This window comes from Streptomyces capparidis (assembly GCF_054782095.1).
The window spans coordinates 134,252-154,399 of the sequence record NZ_BAAGTD010000011.1 but is presented as its reverse complement, the minus strand read 5'-3'; the positions used below and the strand labels follow the sequence as shown (position 1 = coordinate 154,399).

Below are 20,148 nucleotides of genomic sequence, written 5' to 3'. Positions count from 1 at the left end.
CACGGCATTAGCCTCGCCCCATGAGCCGACCGCCCTTCCTCGACCTGCCCGCCCCGGCCGGGGCCCGCCGGATCGCCACCGGCCGCGGCGTGTTCGCGGCGCACGAGGCCCTGCCGCCGGGGCCGGCCGCGGGCACCGCCGTGCTGGTGCCCGGGTTCACCGGCAGCAAGGAGGACTTCATCGCGCTGCTGGAGCCGCTGGCGCTGGCCGGGTACCGGGTGGTCGCCGTGGACCTGCGCGGGCAGTACGAGACGGGCGGGCCGCGCGAGCGCGCGGTCTACGCCCGTGACGAGCTGGCGCGGGACGTCGCCGCGCTGACCGACGCCGTCGCGGACGGCGGGCCGGTGCACCTGGTGGGCCACTCCTTCGGCGGTCTGGTGGCGCGCGCGGCCGTGCTGGCCGAGGGCGCGGGCCGCTGGGCTTCGCTGACGCTGGTCAGCTCCGGTCCCGGCGCGATCGAGGCGGGCGAGGCGGCACGGGTGAAGATGCTGGTCGACGCGCTCGGCTCGGTGGACCTGGAGACGATCTGGCGGGTCAAGCAGGAGCTGGAGGAGCCCAAGCAGACGCCTCCGCCCCGCGCGGCGGAGGACCCCGCGATCGAGGAGTTTCTGCACCGGCGCTGGCTTGCGACCGTTCCCGAACACCTGATCGTCACCGGTGAGCAGTTGGTGAACGAACCCGACCGGGTGGCGGAACTGGCCGCGGTGCCCCTGCCCAAGCTGGTGCTCTCCGGTGCCCGCGACTACGCCTGGCCGGTGCCGTCGATGGACGCCATGGCGCGCCGCCTGGGCGCGGACCGGGTCGTGGTGGAGGGCGCGGGCCACTCGCCGAACGCGGAGTTCCCGGAGCGGACCGCGGCGGCCCTGGTGGCGTTCTGGGACGGCGTGCGGTCCGGCGGCGGCTGACCACCGCCGCCCGCGGGCCGGAAGCCGTCTAGTACTGCCCCTGGAGGTGCTCCCAGAAGCCGTCCCGCAGCGCCCGGCGCAGGTCGCCGTGGGCGCGCAGGGAGTGCTCCAGGATGCTCTCCGCCTCCACCAGCAGCTCCTGGTCGATGGTGCCCGGCAGGTACGGGTGGCCGGGCAGCAGGTCGGCGAGGTTGTCACGCCCGCGCGTGGCCAGCCACTGCGCGGCCACCCGGGCCCCGACGAAGCGCACCTCGTCGCGGCTCGGCACGGGCCCGGGCCCGTCCTGCGCGAACGGGTGGGCGCCGGGCGGTCCGGCGGGGGACGGCGCGGTGCGCACCGGGCGGCGGGTCAGGAACGGCTTGCAGAACTCGAGGTCGAAGGTGCGCTGGCTGTCCACCTCCCACAGCAGCGGGTCGGCCTGGTTCTTGCCGAAGACGGCCTCCACACCCCACAGGTGGACCCGCGCCCCGTACGCCTGGGCGGCCTCGACCACGGACACCAGGTCCTCGTCGCCGCTGATCAGCACGGCGTCGGTGATGGCGCGGTGCCTGGCCAGGGATTCGAGGTCGGCGCGGATGAGGGAGTCCACGCCCTTCTGCTGGTTGTGCGCGTTGAGGTTGCCCAGGCGCACCTTGACGTCGGGCAGCTCGGCGATCTGCCGCTGCTCGACGGTGGGCACCCGCTGGCGGGCGCCGTCGTACCAGTAGACGCGCAGCAGCCGGCTGTCGGGGAAGATCGTGCGGGCCTTGTCGATGAACGCCTCGATGAGGTGCTCGGCGTCCAGCACGAACGCCTTGCGGTCCTCGGTGCCGATCACGAGGCGGCCCGCGGCGGCGTAGACGTAGCCCGCGTCCACGAAGATCGCGTGGGTGGACGGGGTCGTGGCGACCTCGGCGAGCACGCGGCGCAGCAGGTCGTTGGTCACGGCCAGCTCGGCGCGGATCGCCTCGACGGGGTCGGTGACGGCGGGGGCGTCGTCGGGTGGTGCGTGGTTCATGTTCGGCCATTGTCGGGCGCCGCGGGTCCCGGGGACAAGCGCGGGGTGCACCACGCTTCGATGAGTAAGAATTTTTGTTAGCGTAGGGAATGGTTTCTCGACTATCTATGTTGAGCACACATGGAGCGCCTGTCCCAGCCCGCTGCGCCCTGTTCACCCGAACGGCACAACCCACGCGCCAGGACGGGCGAAACCCAGCAATCTACTTTTAACGGACAGGCAACTGCTCGGAAGCAGCACTACAGGAGTGTGAAGACGCTGACGAAGGGAGCTTTCATGCACTTCGAGATCATGCGCCTCAACGACACCGACGGCCTCGCCGTCGATCGCACCGTCGCGGACGCAGCCACCGTGGAACAGCTTGTGCAGCAAGCCGCCGCCACCGGAGAGCGGCTGTACATCCGCCCGGTGGACGCCCCGGCCGTGTGACCGACGACGGTGAAGGCGCCCCCGCTCGCCCGCGGGGGCGCCTTCCGCATGTCCGGCGCCCGCGGCCTCAGCCCGCGGGCCCGTGGTCGATGAACTCGAAGATCCCGTTGACGACCTGCTGCACGGCGATGGCCGAAAGCAGCATCCCCGACAGCCGGGTCACCAGCACCACGCCGCCGTCCTTGATCACCCGGATGATGCCAAGCGAGTAGCGCATCACCAGCCACAGCACCACATGGATCGCCCCGATGGCCGCCCACACCGAGACCTGCCCGCCCACCCCGTCGGCGTTCCGCACGGCGAGGATCACGGTGACGATGGCGCCCGGCCCGGCCAGCAGCGGCATGCCCAGCGGCACCAGCGCCACGTTGACGTCCTTCTTGCTCTGCGTGGGCTCGTCCGCCTTGCCGGTGAGCAGGTCGAGCGCGATCAGCAGGAGCAGCAGCCCGCCGGCCACCCGCAGCGCGGGCACCGACACGTGCAGGTAGTCCAGGATCTGGCGGCCGGCGATGCCGAACACGGTGATGACGCCGAACGCCACCAGCACCGCCTGGAGGGCCATGCGGCGCTGGGTTCGGGACGGGCGTCCCGAGGTGAGGGCCAGGAAGATCGGGATGATGCCCGGCGGGTCCATGATCACGAAAAGGGTGAGGAAGACGGACCCGAAGAGGGCGGGATCGAGGAGGTTCATGGTGCTGACGCGCTTCGCCTGTGGGTCGGGTCGTGCCTGGGTGGGGGGTTGCCGGAAGGGTCGCGGCCGGAAGGGGCGCGGGCGGGCGGTGCGGCCGGGCGGGGCCGGCGGCGCGGGCCCGGGCGGTCAGCCGCCGGTCAGCGGGCGGGCGCCGGTGGCGCGGCTGACCAGCTCGGCCAGCACCTGCGGGTCGGTGGTGTGCGCGCCCAGCGGGACGGCCTTGCGGGTGCCGTGGTAGTCGCTCGAACCGGTGACCAGCAGCCCGCACTCGGCGGCGAGGGCCCGCAGCCGCGCCCGGGCCGCCTCGTCGTGGTCGAGGTGGTCCACCTCCACGCCGTCGAGGCCGGCCTCCGCAAGCTCCGCTATCACGCGCTCGGGCACCACCCGGCCCCGCTTGACGGCGGCCGGGTGGGCGAAGACAGTCACCCCTCCGGCGCCCTTGACCAGCGCGACGGCGTGGAACGGGTCAAGCTCGTGCTTGTCCACCCAGGCCCGTCCGCCCGAGCCGATCCACGCGTCGGTGAACGCCTCCTCGATGGAGCGGACCACGCCCGCGTCGATGAGCGCGGTGGCCACGTGCGGGCGGCCGACGGCGCCGCTCCCGGCCACCCGCAGCACCTGGTCCCAGGTGATGGGCGCGCCGAGCTCCCGGCAGCGCTCGGTCATGGCCCGGGCGCGCCGCACCCGGTCGTTCCTGACCAGCTCCATCTCCCGGGCCAGCGCCGGCTCCTCCGGGTCGAACAGGTAGGCGAGCATGTGCATGCTCACCCCGTCGATCCGGCAGGACAGCTCGGCGCCGGTGACCAGGGTCAGCGGCAGGGCCAGCTCGCGCAGGGCCCGGGCCGCCTCGGCGTGGCCGCCGACGGTGTCGTGGTCGGTGAGCGCGACGACGTCGAGCCCGGCCTCGGCCGCGTTGTGCATCAGCTCGCCGGGCGCGTCGGTGCCGTCCGATGCGGTGGAGTGGGTGTGCAGGTCGATGCGCACGGGCGCTTGCTCCAGGCTCGGACGGGGGCACCGCTTACGGGTGGTACGGAGGGTTCCGCGCCTGAAGGATAACCCCGCCGGTTTTGAGGTGGTCAGGACAGGTCCGCCCGCGCGTCCGCGCACCGGACGCGGGCCCGGCGGGCCCGGCGGGCCCGGCCGAGCCGGGCGGCACGGCGGCCACCGCGGACCCGGCGGTCAGGTGAGCAGCCGCGGGGAGAGCGCGCCGCAGGGCAGCAGCTCTATCTCCGCCCCGGCCTCCCGCAGGTCGGTGAGCACCAGCTCGTCGTACATCAGCAGCCCGGACTGCTCGGGCCACACCACCGCCCACAGCCACAGGCCCCTGGCCTCCCCGGCGAAGACCACCCGGTCCGGCGGGGAGTCCCGCACGTGCCACAGCGGGGTGGGCCGCCCCGCGGCCAGCACCTTGGCCTGCGCCGGCTTGTCCACGCACATGCCGGGGCCCGGGTCCGGGCCGGGCAGCCCGGCGTAGCGCGCGCCGAGCCCGACGCCGAGCTCCTCGGCGACCAGGACCAGCTCGCCGGGGCCGCCCAGCGGGCCGGGGCCCGAGCAGGCCACGGCGCTGGCCCGGCCGCCCGACACGTCGTCACCCGCGTAGGCGACGCCCGTGAACAGCCAGCCGACCGGCAGCGGCCAGGGCATCCACACCGGGACGCGGGAGCGGTGCACCACGACGCCGAGCGCCTCGACGCTCGGCGGTACCACGGGCTGGAGCGGGTGGACGGCGCCGTGCACGTCGCACTGCCAGGAGTCGGAGAACAGACCGGGCGCCCTGACCCGCCCACCGCACCTCGGGCAACTGGGTTCGCCCCTCATAACGCCCCACGGTCCTCCGAAACGGTGCCTTGCGTCAAGGATGATCGCCCGCTCGGCGGGCCGCCCGCACCTCTTCGCGCCGGGCCCGGGCCCGGCGGCGCCGTGCCGCGCCGCTCGTCCCGCGGCGCCGCTCAGTCGTCCAGCCGGACCCCGGCGCGCAGCGGGTCCCGCAGGTCGGTGCCGTGCCGCAGCCAGCGCTCCTGGAGGGCGGCGGCGCCGTGGACGCGCTTGTACGCGGCCTCGTTCGCGGTCATCGGCAGCAGCGGCAGGAAGCGCACCGGGTCGGCGGGCGGCGCGAGCTCCACATCGGGCACCAGCCCGCCGGACTCGGCCACCAGCACCGCGGGGAACGGCGCCCCCGGCCACAGCGGCTCCCCCAGGTCGAGCGAGGCTCCCGGCGCCACCACCACGCCCTCCACCTGCGGCGACGCGGCGAGCACGGCCAGCGGGCGCAGCACCTCGTCGCGCCCGCCGCGCACCGTGAGGACCAGCTCCGCGCGGGGCCCGCGCACCGGGTCGGCGACGGTGGCCAGCGGGTCGGCCATCGGCCGGCGGGACATCCCCAGGGTGACGTAGCGCACGATGCCGGAGGGCTCGGCGAACCGCAGCACCTCGATGCGGTCGGCGCCCAGGAACGTGACGGCGGCCCGGCCGTCCGGCTGCCCGAAGGCCCCGGTCAGCGCGGTCTCCACGCGGCGGAGCACCCCGCCGTCGGCGGCGTGGTGGCCCAAGGAGCTGTCACCCATGGGCCGAGGGTATGCCAGCGCCGCGGGAGCCCGCCCGACACCCCGGCCGTGCGCGCGAGTGGCGGCCCGTTGTCCCCGGACGCTAAGGTTGACTGCTGGCCGGGCGTCCCCCTTCGCGTTGACGTCCCGCCAGGGCCCGGGCCGGGGTGCTGTGCCCCGCGTCAGTCCGGGAGGCGTGCCCGGGGCGCGCCGCTTGAGTGTCGGGAATCCCCCAGCGGGGAACGGCCGAGGGAGGTGGGGCTGCGCATGGATCCGAGCCGACCGTGCAGTACCGGCAGCTCTGCCGTCCGGCGTTCCGCTCGCTGAACCGCTCGCTCTCCGACTTCCGCCGCCGCTTCCCGGCGGCACCCGCAGGCGCCGCCCCGTGCCGCGCCGGCGTCGCCGAGCACCGCGGGCTTCGCTGAACATCCCCGCCGCGGGGGCCGTTTCCCGCCGCGCGCCGGGGAAGCCGTGACGGTAGAGCGCCCTCCGCTTCGCATTACGTGCAGTCCGGTGAAGCACCGCCGTCCTCCGCCGTCCCCGTGACGGCCCGAGGGCGGCGGCCCGCCCCGCGAAGGAGCTTGCGATGTCGATGATCCGCGACCTGCGGTCGGTGGTCCGCCCCGCCTTCCGGCGCGACCACGGTCCCGCCCGCACCGCCCACGAGCCCGCCAGCGCCGTCGTGGACTGCGCGGTCTACCGGGACGGCCATCGCGTCGGCGAGCACGCCACCCAGCGGGAGGCGCTGCGCCGGGTGCGCGAGCGCGGCGAGGGCTTCGTGTGGATCGGCCTGCACGAGCCGACGCAGGAGGAGTTCTCCGGCATCGCCGAGCTGTTCGGCCTGCACCCGCTGGCCGTGGAGGACGCCGTGCACGCGCACCAGCGCCCCAAGCTGGAGCGCTACGACGACGTGCTGTTCACCGTCTTCAAGACCGTCCGCTACGTGGACCACACCGAACTGACCGCCACCAGCGAGGTGGTGGACACCGGCGAGATCATGGTCTTCACCGGCCCGGACTTCGTGATCACCGTGCGGCACGGCGGGCACGGCTCGCTGCGCGCGCTGCGGCACCGGCTGGAGTGCGACCACGAGCTGCTGGCCAAGGGCCCGTCGGCGGTGCTGCACGCCATCGCCGACCGGGTGGTGGACGACTACCTGGCGGTCGCCGAGGCGGTGCAGGACGACATCGACGAGGTGGAGTTCGAGGTCTTCTCCGGCGGCCCCGGCGGGCGGCGCGGCGCGGACGCGGGGCGGATCTACCAGCTCAAGCGCGAGGTGCTGGAGTTCAAGCGGGCCGTCAGCCCGCTGCTGCGGCCGATGCAGCAGTTGTCGGAGCGGCCGATGCGGCTGGTGGACCCGGAGATCCAGAAGTACTTCCGGGACGTGGCCGACCACCTGGCGCGGGTCAACGAGCACGTCACGGCCTTCGACGACCTGCTGAACTCGATCCTCCAGGCCAACCTCGCGCAGGTGACCGTCACCCAGAACGAGGACATGCGCAAGATCAGCGCCTGGGTGGCCATCATCGCGGTGCCGACCATGGTGTGCGGCATCTACGGGATGAACTTCGACCACATGCCCGAGCTCCGCTGGCGGTACGGCTATCCGATGGTGCTGGCGCTGACGGCCACGGTCTGCTGCGCCATACACCGCGGCTTCCGGCGCAACGGCTGGCTGTGAGCGGCGGGGCGGCCCGTCCCGCCGCCCGCGCTCACCCGGCCGTCTCCGCCTCGCCCCTGGCCCGCGCCACGGCCCTGCGGTCGGCGTGCACCACCAGCGCCAGGCCCGCCAGGATGACCGCGAGCGCCGGGTAGGCCGCCGCGGGCGGGGTCTGGCCCAGCCACAGGGCGGCGATCAGCGCGGCGCCCGGGGTCTCCAGCAGGATGGCCGTGGAGGTCACCGAGGGGCCCAGGGTGGAGACCACCCGGTTGAGGGTGGAGTGGCCGATCAACTGCGCGGTGGCGGTGAGCAGCGCCAGCTTCAGCCAGGTGCCGCCGTCGTACCCGCCCAGGTCCACGCCCGCGGCCAGGCACACCACCAGCAGCAGCACGGCCGTGGTGCTGTAGCACACGAAGGTGTAGGGGACGGTCCCGACGGCCTCCCGCACCCGCGCCCCCAGCAGCACGTACCCCGCCGCCGCCATGCCGCCCGCCAGCGCCAGCGCGTCCCCGGCCAGGGCGCGCGGGGCGAGGGACAGGTCCACGCCGGTGAGGATGACCACCCCGAGGAACGCGCAGCCCGTGCCCGCCCACACCAGCGCGGGCGGACGGTGGCCGGTGAGCCGCATCAGCAGCGTGGTCCAGATCGGGGTGGTGGTGACCAGCGCGGTGGAGGACGCCACCGAGGTCATGTGGAGGCTGGGCAGCCACAGCCCGAAGTGCAGGGCGAGCGTGCCGCCCGACGCCACGGACAGCAGCACCTCGCGCCGCCCCATCGCGCGCAGCGCCCCGCGGTGCCGGGCCAGCACCAGGGGGGTGAGGGCGCCGACCGCCATGGCGTTGCGCCAGAAGGCGACGGCGAGCGCGGGCGCCGCGGTGGCCGCGACCAGCGGCGCGGACAGCGAGACCGCGGCGAGCGCCACGGCGAGCAGCCCCAGGTCCAGCGGCGGCAGGCGGTGCGGGACCGCGGGCCGCGGGGCGGGGGCCGCGGCGGCCTTGGCAGTGGACGGGGAGGGCACGGGGCTCCTTGGGGCCTACGGGGGACGGGAAGGGGGACAGGAAGGGGGACGGGGCGGGGTGCCGCCGTCGGGCCCGGTGGCCGGGGCGGCGGCTTCGGCCCGGCCATACCGTAAGGGGTGTCACCGGATCACGCACCTGTCGTCTCACATGCGAAGATCCCACGTCCCGCGGCCCGCCGCACGCCGGGCGCCGGGGTGTCCGCCGGCCCCTGCGGCGGCCCGGCCGGCGGGCGTAGTCTGCGGGGCATGACACCGCTCGACCAGGCCCTCGTGGAGGAGTCCGCCAAGAAGTCCGCGCTGATCTGGGTGACCGTCCCCGACGGCAGCTCCCGCCCGCTGTGGCACGTGTGGCACGACGGCGCGGTGCACGTGGTCGGCGACGGCGGCGAGCAGCCCCTGCACGGGCTCGCCGACGGGGCGACCGCGCGGGTGACGGTGCGCAGCAAGGACCGGGGCGGGCGGCTGGCGAGCTGGCCGGCGCGGGTGACGGAGCTGGCCCCGGGCAGCGAGCCGTGGCGGGCCGCCGTGGAGGAGCTGCGCGGCAAGCGGCTCAACGCGACCGACGCCGAGGGCCTGCCGGACCGCTGGGCGGCCGGGTCCCGGGTGCTGCGCCTGACGTTCACCGGGGAGCTCCGGGAGGGCCCGGGCGCGCTGCCCGACTCCTCGGGTGCCGCCGCCCCCCTGCCGACCCCGGCGACCACCCGCCGCCCCGCCCCGGCGGGCCTGCCCCGGCTGCTGTCCCGGCGGGGGCGGAAGCGCTGACCCGAGGGCCCGCACTCCGGGCCCGCGGGGGCCGGGCCTACCCCGTCCCGGTGATCAGCTCCCCGTAGTCCACGACGTGCTCCTCGTCGGGGGCCTTGAGGGTGAAGTCCATGTTGTAGTCGCTCAGTTCCAGGGTGCCCCCGCCGCCGGCCCGGGTGTAGCGCAGCGGGTACGGGGTGCCCTGCAACGACACCTCCACGGCACCGCCCCTGCCCTCGTCGGCCTCCAGCCGCAGGGTGGGCACGCCGTCGATCCGGCCGCGCTCGCCCTTGTCGAGCTCCCCGTCGAGCACGAAGAACCCGTCCAGCAGCACCCGCAGGTCGGTGAACCGGCTGAGCTGCTCGTACGCCGGGTCGTCGCTGGGCACCTTGACGTACTTGCCCTCGAGCTTCTCCGCCGCGTCCGGGCTGTCCGAGGAGCCCGACGAACCCGAAGAACCCGAGGAGCCCGACGAACCAGAGGAGCCCGCAGAGCCGCCGGGCGGCGCGCCCTGCCCGCCGTCCTGCCCGCCGCCGTCCTCGCGCCGGGAGCGGTAGAACTCCTCGTCGGCCTTGAGGAACAGCTCGTCGCCGACCCGCAGCAGCTCGAAGGTGCTGCCGCCCTGGTGGACCTCGCCGACGCCGCCGTCCTCGCTCAGCCGCATGTCGATGCGGAACCGCGTGCCCTTGCTGACGACCGTCCCGGCCATCCGCACCGACTTGGCGGACTCCGCGGCGGCCCGGGTCCTGGCCTCGATCCGCTCCGGCGTCAGCTTGCCCACCCCGTTGGTGCCCGCGTCCGGGTCCTCGCCGCCCCCGCAGCCGGCCGCCAGCATCCCGGCGAGCAGCGCGCCGGTCAGTGCCAGCGCCCGGATCCGGATACGCGAGAACACGTCGCTTCGCCTCCTACGGACTGGGGGTGGGGGGATCCCTGGGGAGCGGGCGGCCTGCCGACGGGGCGGCGCCCAAGAAGCTACCGCAGCGTACATGGTGCGGGTGAAGCGTTCGGAAAGCCTCGCGCACGCCCCCGGCGCACCGGGGCGCGGCGGCCGAACGGCGGCCCCGCCGCGCTGCCGTCACCCGGCCCGGTTAGCCTGGGACTCCTGCCACCCGGCGGGCACCGGGTGGCTGCCGGGCTGGTCAACGGGAACCGAGGAGGGCCGCTGCCATGCCGACGGGCACCCCGCGGGTCTTCGTCTCCCACCTGGCCGGCCTGCCCGTCTTCGACCCCAACGGCGACCAGGTCGGCCGGGTCCGCGACGTGGTGGCCATGATGCGGATGGGCGAACTGCCGCCGCGCGTGGTGGGCCTGGTGGTGGAGGTCGTCAGCCGCCGCCGGATCTTCCTGCCGATGACCCGGGTCACCGGGGTGGAGTCGGGCCAGGTGATCACCCCGGGCCTGGTGAACATGCGCCGCTTCGAGCAGCGCCCCACCGAGACCCTCGTCCTGGGCGAACTGCTGGACCGCCGGGTGCGGTTCGTGGACTCCGGCGAGGAGGCCACCGTCCTGGACGTGGCTGTGACCCGGGCCGGGCAGGGCCGGGACTGGGTCATCGACAAGGTGTTCGTGCAGCGGGGCCGGGCGCGCGGCGCCAAGCTGCGGCGCCGCGGGGAGTCGCTGGTGGTGGAGTGGTCGGCGCTGACCGGGTTCTCCCTGGCGGAGGAGGGGCAGGGCGCGGCCAACCTGCTCGCCACCTTCGAGAAGCTGCGCCCCGCGGACCTGGCGAACGTGCTGCACCACCTGTCCGCCAAGCGCCGCGCCGAGGTCGCCGCCGCCCTGGAGGACGACCGGCTCGCCGACGTGCTCGAGGAGCTGCCCGAGGACGACCAGGTGGAGATCATCGGCAAGCTCAACGACGAGCGGGCCGCGGACGTGCTGGAGGCCATGGACCCCGACGACGCCGCCGACCTGCTCTCGGAGCTGCCCGAGGCCGAGGCCGAGCGGCTGCTCGGACTGATGGAGCCGGACGAGGCCGAGCCGCTGCGGCGCCTGCTGACCTACCCGGAGCGCACCGCGGGCGGCATGATGACCACCGAGCCGATCGTGCTCGCCCCCGACCAGACCGTCGCCGACGCCCTGGCCCGGGTCCGCAACGCCGACCTGTCCCCCGCGCTCGCCGCCCAGGTGTACGTGTGCCGCCCGCCCACGGAGACGCCCACCGGCCGCTACCTGGGCGTGGTCCACTTCCAGCGGCTGCTGCGCGACCCGCCGTTCACGCTGCTCGGCGCGATGGTGGACGCCGACCTCCAGCCGCTGCCGCCGGACACGCCGCTGCCGCTGGTCACCAGCTACCTGGCGACGTACAACATGGTGGCCGCCCCCGTCGTGGACGAGTACGGCCACCTGCTGGGCTCCGTCACCGTCGACGACGTCCTCGACCACCTGCTGCCCGAGGACTGGCGCGGCTCCGCCCCGCTGCACGGCGGCACGGAACTGGCCGGAGGGACGCGGGCACCCGCCCCCGCAGGCCCCGGGGAGGGAGCGAACCATGCCTCGTGACCGCGGCGGCCAGACGCCACCGCGCGGCGCCACGCCGCTGAACGGCTCGCCGCGGGTGCGCCTGGACCAGCCCAAGGCCCGCAGGCGCCCCTGGCTCACGCCCCCCACCTTCGACCGGGACGCCTTCGGCCGCCTGTCGGAGCGGATCGCCCGCTTCATAGGCACCGGCCGGTTCCTGGCCTGGATGACGGTGGTGATCATCGCCTGGGTGGTGTGGAACATCGTCGCGCCCCGGCATCTGAGGTTCGACGACTACCCGTTCATCTTCCTGACCCTGGCCCTGTCCCTCCAGGCGTCCTACGCCGCCCCGCTCATCCTCCTCGCCCAGAACCGCCAGGCCGACCGGGACCGGGTCAACCTCGAACAGGACCGGGCCCGCAACGAGCGCTCCATCGCCGACACCGAGTACCTCACCCGGGAGATCGCCGCCCTGCGGATGGGCCTCGGCGAGGTGGCCACCCGCGACTACCTGCGCTCGGAGCTCCAGGCCCTGGTGAAGGAACTGGAGGAGCAGCTCACCCGCCAGGACGGCCACGGCGGGGGGCACACGGAACGGCAGCCGGACGGGGAGCGGCACACGGGGAGGGACGGGCACAGGGACGAGTAGGGCCCCGGACCGGACCCGCCCCCTGGGGCGGTGGGGCCTCACGGGGACGCCCTCACGGGGAGGCCCGCACGAGGCCCTCGCGGGGAGACCTCACGGGGAGGCCCACCCCTCAGGGCAACCCCGAGGGCCGACCCCGCCGCCCCGGGCCCCCGGCTCGGGCCGAACGTTCAGGACCCGCCCCGGACCGGCCGAGCCGACCCGACGCACCCCCGCCCCTGGGGCGGTGGGTGGGGAGACGGGCGGGCGTACCATCAAGGGCATGGCCACCGACACTTCCACGCAGTCCGGTCCCACCGTCGAGGCGGTGCGCGGCGCTCTCGCGACGGTCGACGATCCCGAGATCCACCGCCCGATCACCGACCTCGGCATGGTGAAGTCGGTGGAGGTCGGGCAGGACGGGTCGGTGCGGGTCGCGGTGTACCTGACGGTGTCCGGCTGCCCGCTGCGGGACACGATCACCCGGGACGTGACGGCCGCGGTGTCGCGGGTGCCGGGGGTGACCTCCGTCGCCGTGGAACTGGACGTGATGAGCGACGAGCAGCGCCGGGAGCTGGCGGATTCGCTGCGCGGCGGCCGGGCGGAGCGGGAGATCCCGTTCTCCAAGCCGGGTTCGCTGACCCGCGTGTACGCCGTGGCCTCCGGCAAGGGCGGCGTCGGCAAGTCGTCGGTGACGGTGAACCTGGCGGCGGCGATGGCCGCGGACGGGCTGAAGGTGGGCGTGGTGGACGCCGACATCTACGGCCACTCCGTGCCGCGCATGCTGGGCGTGGACGGCCTGCCCACCCAGGTCGAGAACATGATCATGCCGCCGTCCGCGAACGGCGTGAAGGTGATCTCCATCGGGATGTTCACGCCGGGCAACACGCCGGTGGTGTGGCGGGGCCCGATGCTGCACCGCGCGCTCCAGCAGTTCCTCGCCGACGTGTTCTGGGGCGACCTGGACGTGCTGCTGCTCGACCTGCCGCCGGGCACAGGTGACATCGCGATCTCGGTGGCGCAGTTGGTGCCCAACGCGGAGATCCTGGTGGTGACCACCCCGCAGCAGGCGGCGGCGGAGGTCGCCGAGCGGGCGGGCAGCATCGCGGTGCAGACCCACCAGAAGATCGTCGGCGTGGTGGAGAACATGTCCGGCATGCCGTGCCCGCACTGCGGGGAGATGGTGGACGTGTTCGGCACCGGCGGCGGGCAGCGGGTCGCCGAGGGCCTGACCAGGACGACCGGCACCAACGTGCCGGTGCTCGGCGCCATCCCGATCGACGTGCGGCTGCGCGAGGGCGGCGACGAGGGACGGCCCGTGGTGCTGACCGACCCGGCCTCCCCCGCGGGCTCCGCGCTGCGCTCCATCGCGGGCAAGCTGGGCGGCCGCGCCCGCGGCCTGTCAGGCATGTCCCTGGGCCTCACTCCTCGCAACAAGTTCTAGCCCGCCCGCCCGTCGCCCCACCCGCCCGCCCGTCGCCCCGCCCGCCCGCCCGTCGCCCCGCCCACCACCCCAAGGGCTGGGGTGCTCCGGGTCGCTGGGCCGGTCCGGGGTTGGCCCGTGAATGGTCGGCCTGAGTCCGGGTGCACGGACACGGGGCGGGGCCTCGGGGTGCGGCCGGGCCGGCCGGGGCCCGGGGTGGGCCCGTGAATGGTCGGCCTCAGTCCGGGTGCACGGACACGGGCCGGGCCTCGGGATGCGGCCGGCCCGGGGCCTCGGGGTGCGGCCCTCCAGCCGGGGGCCTGTGGGGTTGACCTCCAGCCGCGACCTCGGGGGCGCCGCCTCCAGCCAGGGCCCGGACCCGGAGTGGGCCGGCCGGGGGCCTCGGGGTGCGCCCGCCCATGTGTCCGTCGCCGGTGGGCCCGGGCGGGGGGCCGGGCCGCCGGGTGCCCGTGCGGGTGTCAGTGGCGGTAGGTGGTGATGTCCTTGACGACGGAGAAGCCCAGGCTGTACGCGCTCATGCCGCGCCCGTACGCGCCCAGGTGGACGGTGCCCGCGTCGCCCGCCAGCACCCAGCCGTACTCGGATTCCCGGTAGTGGAACGACGTGGGCTCCCCGTCCACCGGCAGGGTGAGCTTCGACCAGCCCTGGCCGCCGACGTCGTCGGCGAGCTCCCAGGCGATCGCGGTCTGCTGCTCCATCCAGTCCTGCCGCAGGGAGCGGTCCATCTGGGCGGGCCAGGTGCACGACAGCAGCCCGGACCCGGCGAGCCAGGCGGCGGAGGACACTGAGGTGGCCTCCAGCATCCCGGTGCCGTCGGCGCTGCGGCGCACCGGGCGGCGCGCCACGGTCACGACGACGGCGAAGCGTCTGGTGTCGTAGGCCTCCAGGTGCCTGGTGGGCTCGTCGCCGTGGCCGACGGAGCCGTGCTCCACGGTGCCGTCCGCGTTCCGGCCGACCCGCATCAGCCAGCGGCGCCCCTGGTAGGTCTCGTCAAGGCCGTACCAGGGGAACGCCGCCATGAGGTAGCCGTCGAGACGGGGCTCGTCCGAAGTCCCCTCCGCCTCCAGGGGAGTGGAATGTGACCCCGCACGACTCGCGGTCTCCATGTGAGTGGCGCCTCCTCGGTAACCGATTCGCGTCGGCGTCGAACGAGCCGACCGTCCCATCCTGCCCATCCTGGACCACCTTGCTCCCCGAGCAGTGGACATCCGGGCAGCCGGGGACAATCGGAGGATAGCGACCGCGCACGCGTTCCCCGTCAGGACGGGTCCCGTGGGACGCGGCGGCGGGAGGGCGGCAGGCGGCGCCCGGAGCGGTGCGCGGCGGCGGCCCCGCGCCGGGTGGCCGCCGCCGTCCGCCCCGCCGCGGGGCGCTGCCTCAGGTCGCGTCGGCGTCGAAGGGCGGGCGCTCGTCGGGTTCCAGGCGGTCGCGCTTGGCCAGGTCGGGGGCCGCGCCGCCCGATCCGGCGGCGCCGCCCGCGGAGGTGGCGGAGCCGCCCTTGGTCAGGCTGGGCCGGGTGCCCGACTCGGACCGGTCGGAGGCCAGGGACAGGTCCTCCTTGAGGTCGGTGAAGTCGAATCCGTTGCGGATCTCCTTCAGCCCCAGGTCGTCGTTGTCCAGCAGGTTCTTGCGGATGAAGGTGCGGGGGTTGAGGTCCTCGAACTCGAAGTCCTTGAACTCGGGCCCCAGCTCCTTGCGGATGTCCTCCTTGGCGCTGTCGGAGAACTCGCGGATCTTCCGTATGAAGCGGGAGACGTCCTGGATCACCTTCGGCAGTTTGTCCGGGCCGAAGACGAGCACACCGATGATCACGAGCGCGAGCAGCTCGAGGGGCCCTATGTCGAAGAACACCGTGCAGCTCCTTGGCGTGCTGGCGAAAGTCGGACCCGGTCGGGTACGCGACGGCGGATCGGAGACGTACCGGCAACAACAGTAACCGCAGGGCCGGGCCCCGGTCAGTCCCCCGTGGCACTGCCCAGGGTGACGCGCACCTGCCGTTCCCGGCCGTCGCGGACCACGGTCAGGTCCATGGTGTCGCCCGGTTCGCGGCTGCGGATCCGGACGATCAGTTCCTCCCCGGCGCGGATCGGCTCCCCGTCCACCTCGGTGATCACGTCGCCGGGCTCGATGCCCGCCCTGGCGGCGGGGCCGCCCGGGGTGACCGGCTCGGCGTCCGCGGATTCGTCGGAGACCCGGGCTCCTTCGCCCCGGTAGCGGGTGTCGAGCTGCACGCCGATGATCGGGTGGGTGGCGTGGCCGGTGTTGATGAGCTCCTCGGCGACCCGCTTGCCCTGGTTCACCGGTATGGCGAAGCCCAGGCCGATGCTGCCGCCCTGGCCGTCCGGGCCGAAGCCGGTGTCGGCGGAGCGGATGGCGCTGTTGATGCCGATGACCTGGCCCTTGGTGTTGACCAGGGGGCCGCCGGAGTTGCCGGGGTTGATCGGGGCGTCGGTCTGGAGGGCGTTGACGTAGGAGATGTCGCTGCCCTCCTCGCCGCCCGCGGTGATCGGGCGGTCCTTGGCGCTGATGATCCCCGAGGTGACCGTGCCCTCCAGGTCGTACGGCGCGCCGATGGCCACCACCGGGTCGCCGACCTGCACCGCGTCGGAGTCGCCGAGCCGCAGCGGGTGGAGGTCGGTCACCCCGTCCACCTTCAGCACCGCCAGGTCGTAGCCGGAGTCGCCGCCGACTATGCGGGCGTCCGCGACCTCGCCGTCGTTGAAGGTGACGTCCACCTCGCCGCCGTCCTCGGCGGACTCCACCACGTGGTTGTTGGTGAGGATGTGGCCGGAGGTGTCGAGGACGAAGCCGGTGCCGGTGCTCTCCCGGCCGTCGCCGCGCACATGGATGTAGACGACGCCGGGCAGGGTGGCGGAGGCGATCCCGGCGACGCTGTCCGGGGCCCGCTCGGCGACCGCGTCCGGCGGGGCCTGGGCGAACTCCACGTCGGACCCGCCGTCGTCGTCCGCCGCGAGCGCGCCGATGCCGCCGCCGGCGATCCCGGCGACGAGGGCGATGAGCACCGCGGCGGCGGCCAGCCGCGGGCCGCGGCGCCGCTTGGCGGGCGCGGGCCTGGTGGCCTGCGCCCACAGGGCGGGGCGCTGCCAGGGGGCGTACGGCAGCGGGGGCCCGGCGGGCGCGGGGCCCGCGGGCGGGGGGCCGGCTGGCCGGGCGCCCGCGGGCCGCGGGGCCGGGTGGGGCGGGGTCTGGTGGGGCTGGGGCTGGTGGGGCGGCGGGCCTTGGGGCGGCAGGGCGAGCTGGGGGTGGGTGTGCAGCGTGGGGCGTTGCACGGGGGGCGCGGGCGCCCACGGGCCGGGGCCGCCGTAGGGCGGGGTGCCGTACGGGTCGGGGCGGAAGCGCGGGACGGTGTCACCGGGCGAGGACGGGTACGGGGCGCCGGTGCCCGCGCCGGGCCGGGCGTCCTCGGGCTGGACGCCCTCCGGGTGGGCGTCCTCCGCGCGGGCGTCCTCCGGCCGGGCGGCGGGCAGCTCGGTGGTGGGCAGCTCGGTGGAGGGCCGCTCCTCCGCGGGCTGCTCCGGGGCCGGGTCCCCTGGCGTGGCCGGCTCCGCCGGGCCGGGCCGCCCCGCGGCGGCGTCCTCGGCGGCGGCCGGCTCCGCGGTGGGGGGCTCGCCCGGGGCCGGGGGCTGCGCCGCCCCGTCCCGCGGCGGCCCGTCGGACCAGGGCTCGCCCGCGGCGACCGGGGTCACCGGCTCCGCGCTCCCCGGCGCCGCGGGCGGCGGGTCGTCGTGGGATCCGGTCCAGGACGCGGCGCCGGGCGCCCCCGCGCCTTCCGGCCGGCTCCACCACTTCGGCCGCGCGGCCTTCCCCTCGAACATGTCCGCTCCCCTGCTGCACTCAACCGCGCCCGCGGCCCGCGGGCACCTGTCGAACCCCTGACGGATTCAACCAGCCCGCGGGCGCGGCGCATAAGGCAGCCCGGAGGGCGGCACGACCGCAGGCACCGGCTACGGCACCTGGTTCGGCTCCGCGGCCAGTGTCGGCGTCCGCTGTACGAACGGGGTCGCGGCGGAGGGGCCGACCGACGGGGGGCCCGCCGACGGCGGGGTCGCCGTGGGCAGCGGCCTGCCGCTCGGCAGCAGCAGCCGACCGGTCTTGCGCGCCGGCAGGTACGACACGGTGGCCATGGCGTCCACCAGCAGCGGCGGGCCGCTCTCGGACACCTGGAGCAGCCCGTTCCCCCCGCCGTGGCGGCCCGGCAGCAGGATCTCCTGGCCGGTGCCCGCCATCGGGGCCACGGAGCTGCCCGGTTCCTCCCGGCCCGCCTGCGGGGCCTCCTCCACCGACAGGGCGCCGCCGAGCGCCACCGCGGCCATGGAGAACGCGCCCGCGGCGGCGAAGGCGAGGCGCCGCCCCCGGTGCGCGACGGCGCGGGTGGCGGCCGGCGCGGCCGGGCGCGCGGCCTTGGCGAACTCGTGGATCCGGAAGCCCGTGCCCTGCCGCTCCAGGCCCTGCCGCTCCAGGCCGGGCAGCGGGGCCGGGCCGAGCGGCGACCGCTCCGGCGGGTCCAGCGGGGACCGCCCGGCGAGCATGCCGAGGCCGGGGAACGGGTCGGTGCCGAAGGGCCCGGGGCCGTCCCCCCCGTCCCGGTCGACGCCGGGCAGGGCCTGGAGGCGCGCCAGCAGCCCGGCCGAGGGGCCGGGCGCCGCGGTGGCCGCCGCGGTCAGCGTCTCCTTCACCCGGCGCTGCTCGTCGGCCTCGCGCCGGCACTCGTCACAGGTGGCCAGGTGGGCCAGCACCCGCTCCCGGGCGTCGTGCCCGAGCTCGCCGTCCACCAGGGCGGCGAGCCGGTCACCGAGGTGCTGCTCGGCCGGCGTGGGGGCGGGCTCGGGCAGCGGGGCGGCGGCCCTGCCGAGCCCCGCCGCACGGCGCGCCGGCGGCCCGGACGGGGAATCCTTCCACGCGCCGGCTCCCCTACCGCTCACGATCTTCCCCGCCGAGTGGCCTCACCGGCTTCCGCGCCCGCGGCGGCCAGGTCGGACTCGGACTCGCGCGAGGCCGGGGCGCGGTGCCGCAACGCGGCCCGCAGGTGGGAGCGGCCGCGGTGGATGCGGCTGCGCACGGTGCCCAGCTTCACCCCGAGGGTGGCGGCTATCTCCTCGTAGGACAGGCCCTCGATGTCGCACAGCACGACCGCGGCGCGGAACTCGGGCGCGAGGGTGTCCAGGGCCTGCTGCACGTCCGCGTCGAAGTGGCTGTCGTGGAAGTGCTGGGCCGGGGACGGCTCGCGGCTGGGCAGCCGCTCGGCGGCGTCGTCGGCGAGGGCGTCGAAACGTATCCGCTGGCGGCGCCGGACCATGTCCAGGAACAGATTGGTGGTGATGCGGTGCAGCCAGCCCTCGAAGGTGCCGGGCGTGTAGGTGGACAGCGAGCGGAACACTCGCACGAAGACCTCCTGCGTGAGGTCCTCGGCGTCGTGCTGGTTGCCGGTCAGGCGGTAGGCCAGGCGGTACACCCGCGCGCTGTGCGTGCTGACGATCTCCTCCCACGAGGGCGGCGTCCAGCCCTGGGCAGCGGCGTCGGTGTCGAAGGTCGCCAGGGCGGGCGCCCCGGCCGACCGGCCGGTGGCTTCGTGGTCGCGGGGACCGTCAGCGGTGTCGTTCACGGATCTCGGCTCGACGGCCGACCAGTCGAGGAGCAGCGCCGCCTCGAGGTCACCCTTCGCAGCCGCACCTCCCCTGTGGGCTCCGAGCCTTTCGGCTCTGGTCTCAAGTAGAGCCCCTACCATATCCGCCTCACCCGTTAGCTCCGGATAAAAGACCCGGCCGTCCGCCGGGCCCGCCGAACTCACTGGACGCGGGGCCCCGTCCCCGGCCCCACCTGCGTCAACGCCCGGTCGCCCCCACGGGTTCCCGCCATAGTCGATACAGTCGCCGGGCAGGGGCCGCCGCCCTCGGCGGCACCATCCACCACGGAAGCGACAGGAGAGGGCCATTACCCGCAACCGGCAGGCGAGCTGGGCGTTCGCCGAGGGGTACGTCGAGGAGATCGACGCGCTGGCCATCGCCCGCAGCCGTGCCAGGGAGGCAGGCATACGGGCGGTCTCCCCCGGCACGGGCGCGGCCCTGCGTCTGCTCGCCGCCGCCGTGGACGCCAAGGCCGTCGCGGAGATCGGTACCGGTTTCGGGGTGTCGGGGATCCACCTGCTGCACGGGATGCGCCCGGACGGCGTGCTGACCACCGTGGACACCGAGCCGGACCGGCAGCAGCTCGCCAAGCAGGCGTTCGCCGCGTCGGGCTTCGCCGCCAACCGGGCCCGCTTCATCCCGGGCCGGGCGCTGGAGGTGCTGCCGCGGCTCGCGGACGGCGGGTACGACCTCGTCTTCTGCGACGGCGACCGCAGCGAGTACCCGGAGTACCTGGCGGAATCGTTGCGGCTGCTGCGACCGGCGGGGCTGGTGTGCTTCGAGGGCGTCTTCGCGGAGGGCCGCGCCCTGGACGCCGCCCACCACGGCCCCGACCTGAAGGCCCTGCGGGAGCTGGTGCTGGCCATCCACGAGAGCGACGCCCTGGTGCCCGCCCTCCTGCCGACGGGCGACGGCCTGCTGTGCGCGGTGAAGCGGGACTGACCGGCCAGGGACGCCGGGGCGGGAACGGTCGGGGGACAGAAGCAGGGCCCG

At 75.2% G+C, this 20,148-nt stretch carries 20 protein-coding genes; 8 read left to right on the top strand and 12 right to left on the bottom strand.

Annotated features, from left to right (window positions below):
- Nucleotides 1-20 precede the first annotated feature (20 nt).
- Nucleotides 21-905, top strand: coding sequence for an alpha/beta fold hydrolase (locus tag ACYVO2_RS12120; RefSeq protein ID WP_461007707.1), 885 nt, complete (start codon nucleotides 21-23; stop codon nucleotides 903-905).
- 28 nt (nucleotides 906-933) lie between these two features.
- On the opposite strand, the gene ACYVO2_RS12115 is transcribed toward ACYVO2_RS12120, so the two are convergent.
- Nucleotides 934-1,902 (bottom strand): NYN domain-containing protein, encoded by a 969-nt coding sequence (locus ACYVO2_RS12115; RefSeq protein ID WP_461007706.1) that lies wholly within the window; start codon nucleotides 1,900-1,902, stop codon nucleotides 934-936.
- A gap of 276 nt (nucleotides 1,903-2,178) precedes the next feature.
- Between ACYVO2_RS12115 and ACYVO2_RS12110 the strand changes: the two genes are divergently transcribed.
- Nucleotides 2,179-2,331 carry a hypothetical protein gene (locus tag ACYVO2_RS12110; protein WP_461007705.1) on the top strand — a complete coding sequence of 51 codons (153 nt, stop codon included), beginning with the start codon at nucleotides 2,179-2,181 and terminating at the stop codon, nucleotides 2,329-2,331.
- Between the two features lie 67 nt (nucleotides 2,332-2,398).
- Here ACYVO2_RS12110 and ACYVO2_RS12105 read toward each other — a convergent pair whose 3' ends face one another.
- The 4 genes from ACYVO2_RS12105 to ACYVO2_RS12090 form a co-directional block, all read right to left on the bottom strand.
- Entirely contained in the window at nucleotides 2,399-3,022 is a 624-nt protein-coding gene (locus tag ACYVO2_RS12105) for a MarC family protein (RefSeq protein ID WP_461007704.1), read from the bottom strand.
- A gap of 126 nt (nucleotides 3,023-3,148) precedes the next feature.
- Nucleotides 3,149-4,006 (bottom strand): PHP domain-containing protein, encoded by an 858-nt coding sequence (locus ACYVO2_RS12100; RefSeq protein WP_461007703.1) that lies wholly within the window; start codon nucleotides 4,004-4,006, stop codon nucleotides 3,149-3,151.
- A 195-nt stretch (nucleotides 4,007-4,201) separates the two neighbouring features.
- Entirely contained in the window at nucleotides 4,202-4,840 is a 639-nt protein-coding gene (locus ACYVO2_RS12095) for a DUF6758 family protein (protein WP_461007702.1), read from the bottom strand.
- A gap of 131 nt (nucleotides 4,841-4,971) precedes the next feature.
- The gene (locus ACYVO2_RS12090; protein ID WP_461007701.1) at nucleotides 4,972-5,586 is read right to left on the bottom strand and encodes a suppressor of fused domain protein; all 615 of its coding nucleotides are present in this window, start codon (nucleotides 5,584-5,586) and stop codon (nucleotides 4,972-4,974) included.
- 565 nt (nucleotides 5,587-6,151) lie between these two features.
- On the opposite strand from ACYVO2_RS12090, the gene ACYVO2_RS12085 reads away from it, so the two are divergent.
- Nucleotides 6,152-7,246, top strand: coding sequence for a magnesium and cobalt transport protein CorA (locus tag ACYVO2_RS12085; protein ID WP_461007700.1), 1,095 nt, complete (start codon nucleotides 6,152-6,154; stop codon nucleotides 7,244-7,246).
- A gap of 31 nt (nucleotides 7,247-7,277) precedes the next feature.
- Here the strand turns inward: ACYVO2_RS12085 and ACYVO2_RS12080 are convergent, their stop codons facing one another.
- Complete coding sequence (locus tag ACYVO2_RS12080; RefSeq protein WP_461007699.1) at nucleotides 7,278-8,243, bottom strand: DMT family transporter; 966 nt, start codon at nucleotides 8,241-8,243, stop codon at nucleotides 7,278-7,280.
- Between the two features lie 246 nt (nucleotides 8,244-8,489).
- Here ACYVO2_RS12080 and ACYVO2_RS12075 point away from each other — a divergent pair, with 246 nt between their 5' ends.
- Nucleotides 8,490-9,005, top strand: coding sequence for a hypothetical protein (locus tag ACYVO2_RS12075; protein WP_461007698.1), 516 nt, complete (start codon nucleotides 8,490-8,492; stop codon nucleotides 9,003-9,005).
- Between the two features lie 37 nt (nucleotides 9,006-9,042).
- On the opposite strand, the gene ACYVO2_RS12070 is transcribed toward ACYVO2_RS12075, so the two are convergent.
- On the bottom strand, nucleotides 9,043-9,819 hold the full coding sequence (locus ACYVO2_RS12070; protein ID WP_461007737.1) for a hypothetical protein: 777 nt from the start codon (nucleotides 9,817-9,819) through the stop codon (nucleotides 9,043-9,045).
- Nucleotides 9,820-10,151: 332 nt separating this feature from the next.
- Between ACYVO2_RS12070 and ACYVO2_RS12065 the strand changes: the two genes are divergently transcribed.
- From ACYVO2_RS12065 to ACYVO2_RS12055, 3 genes are all read left to right on the top strand, one after another.
- Nucleotides 10,152-11,483 (top strand): magnesium transporter MgtE N-terminal domain-containing protein, encoded by a 1,332-nt coding sequence (locus tag ACYVO2_RS12065; protein ID WP_461007697.1) that lies wholly within the window; start codon nucleotides 10,152-10,154, stop codon nucleotides 11,481-11,483.
- Nucleotides 11,473-12,090, top strand: coding sequence for a DUF1003 domain-containing protein (locus ACYVO2_RS12060; protein WP_461007696.1), 618 nt, complete (start codon nucleotides 11,473-11,475; stop codon nucleotides 12,088-12,090). The genes ACYVO2_RS12065 and ACYVO2_RS12060 overlap by 11 nt, the downstream gene beginning before the upstream one ends.
- Before the next feature lie 259 nt (nucleotides 12,091-12,349).
- Nucleotides 12,350-13,510 (top strand): Mrp/NBP35 family ATP-binding protein, encoded by a 1,161-nt coding sequence (locus ACYVO2_RS12055; protein WP_461007695.1) that lies wholly within the window; start codon nucleotides 12,350-12,352, stop codon nucleotides 13,508-13,510.
- Nucleotides 13,511-13,968: 458 nt separating this feature from the next.
- Here the strand turns inward: ACYVO2_RS12055 and ACYVO2_RS12050 are convergent, their stop codons facing one another.
- From ACYVO2_RS12050 to sigE, 5 genes are all read right to left on the bottom strand, one after another.
- Nucleotides 13,969-14,616, bottom strand: coding sequence for a hypothetical protein (locus ACYVO2_RS12050; RefSeq protein WP_461007694.1), 648 nt, complete (start codon nucleotides 14,614-14,616; stop codon nucleotides 13,969-13,971).
- 271 nt (nucleotides 14,617-14,887) lie between these two features.
- Complete coding sequence (locus tag ACYVO2_RS12045) at nucleotides 14,888-15,361, bottom strand: sec-independent translocase (protein ID WP_461007693.1); 474 nt, start codon at nucleotides 15,359-15,361, stop codon at nucleotides 14,888-14,890.
- Nucleotides 15,362-15,465: 104 nt separating this feature from the next.
- Complete coding sequence (locus tag ACYVO2_RS12040) at nucleotides 15,466-17,346, bottom strand: S1C family serine protease (protein ID WP_461007692.1); 1,881 nt, start codon at nucleotides 17,344-17,346, stop codon at nucleotides 15,466-15,468.
- Between the two features lie 129 nt (nucleotides 17,347-17,475).
- Nucleotides 17,476-18,453 (bottom strand): anti-sigma factor family protein, encoded by a 978-nt coding sequence (locus ACYVO2_RS12035; protein ID WP_461007691.1) that lies wholly within the window; start codon nucleotides 18,451-18,453, stop codon nucleotides 17,476-17,478.
- Nucleotides 18,450-19,256, bottom strand: a complete 807-nt coding sequence (gene sigE / locus ACYVO2_RS12030) for an RNA polymerase sigma factor SigE (RefSeq protein WP_461007690.1) — start codon at nucleotides 19,254-19,256, stop codon at nucleotides 18,450-18,452. The genes ACYVO2_RS12035 and sigE overlap by 4 nt, the downstream gene beginning before the upstream one ends.
- Before the next feature lie 136 nt (nucleotides 19,257-19,392).
- Between sigE and ACYVO2_RS12025 the strand changes: the two genes are divergently transcribed.
- The gene (locus ACYVO2_RS12025) at nucleotides 19,393-20,097 is read left to right on the top strand and encodes an O-methyltransferase (RefSeq protein ID WP_461007736.1); all 705 of its coding nucleotides are present in this window, start codon (nucleotides 19,393-19,395) and stop codon (nucleotides 20,095-20,097) included.
- The last annotated feature ends 51 nt before the right edge of the window (nucleotides 20,098-20,148 follow it).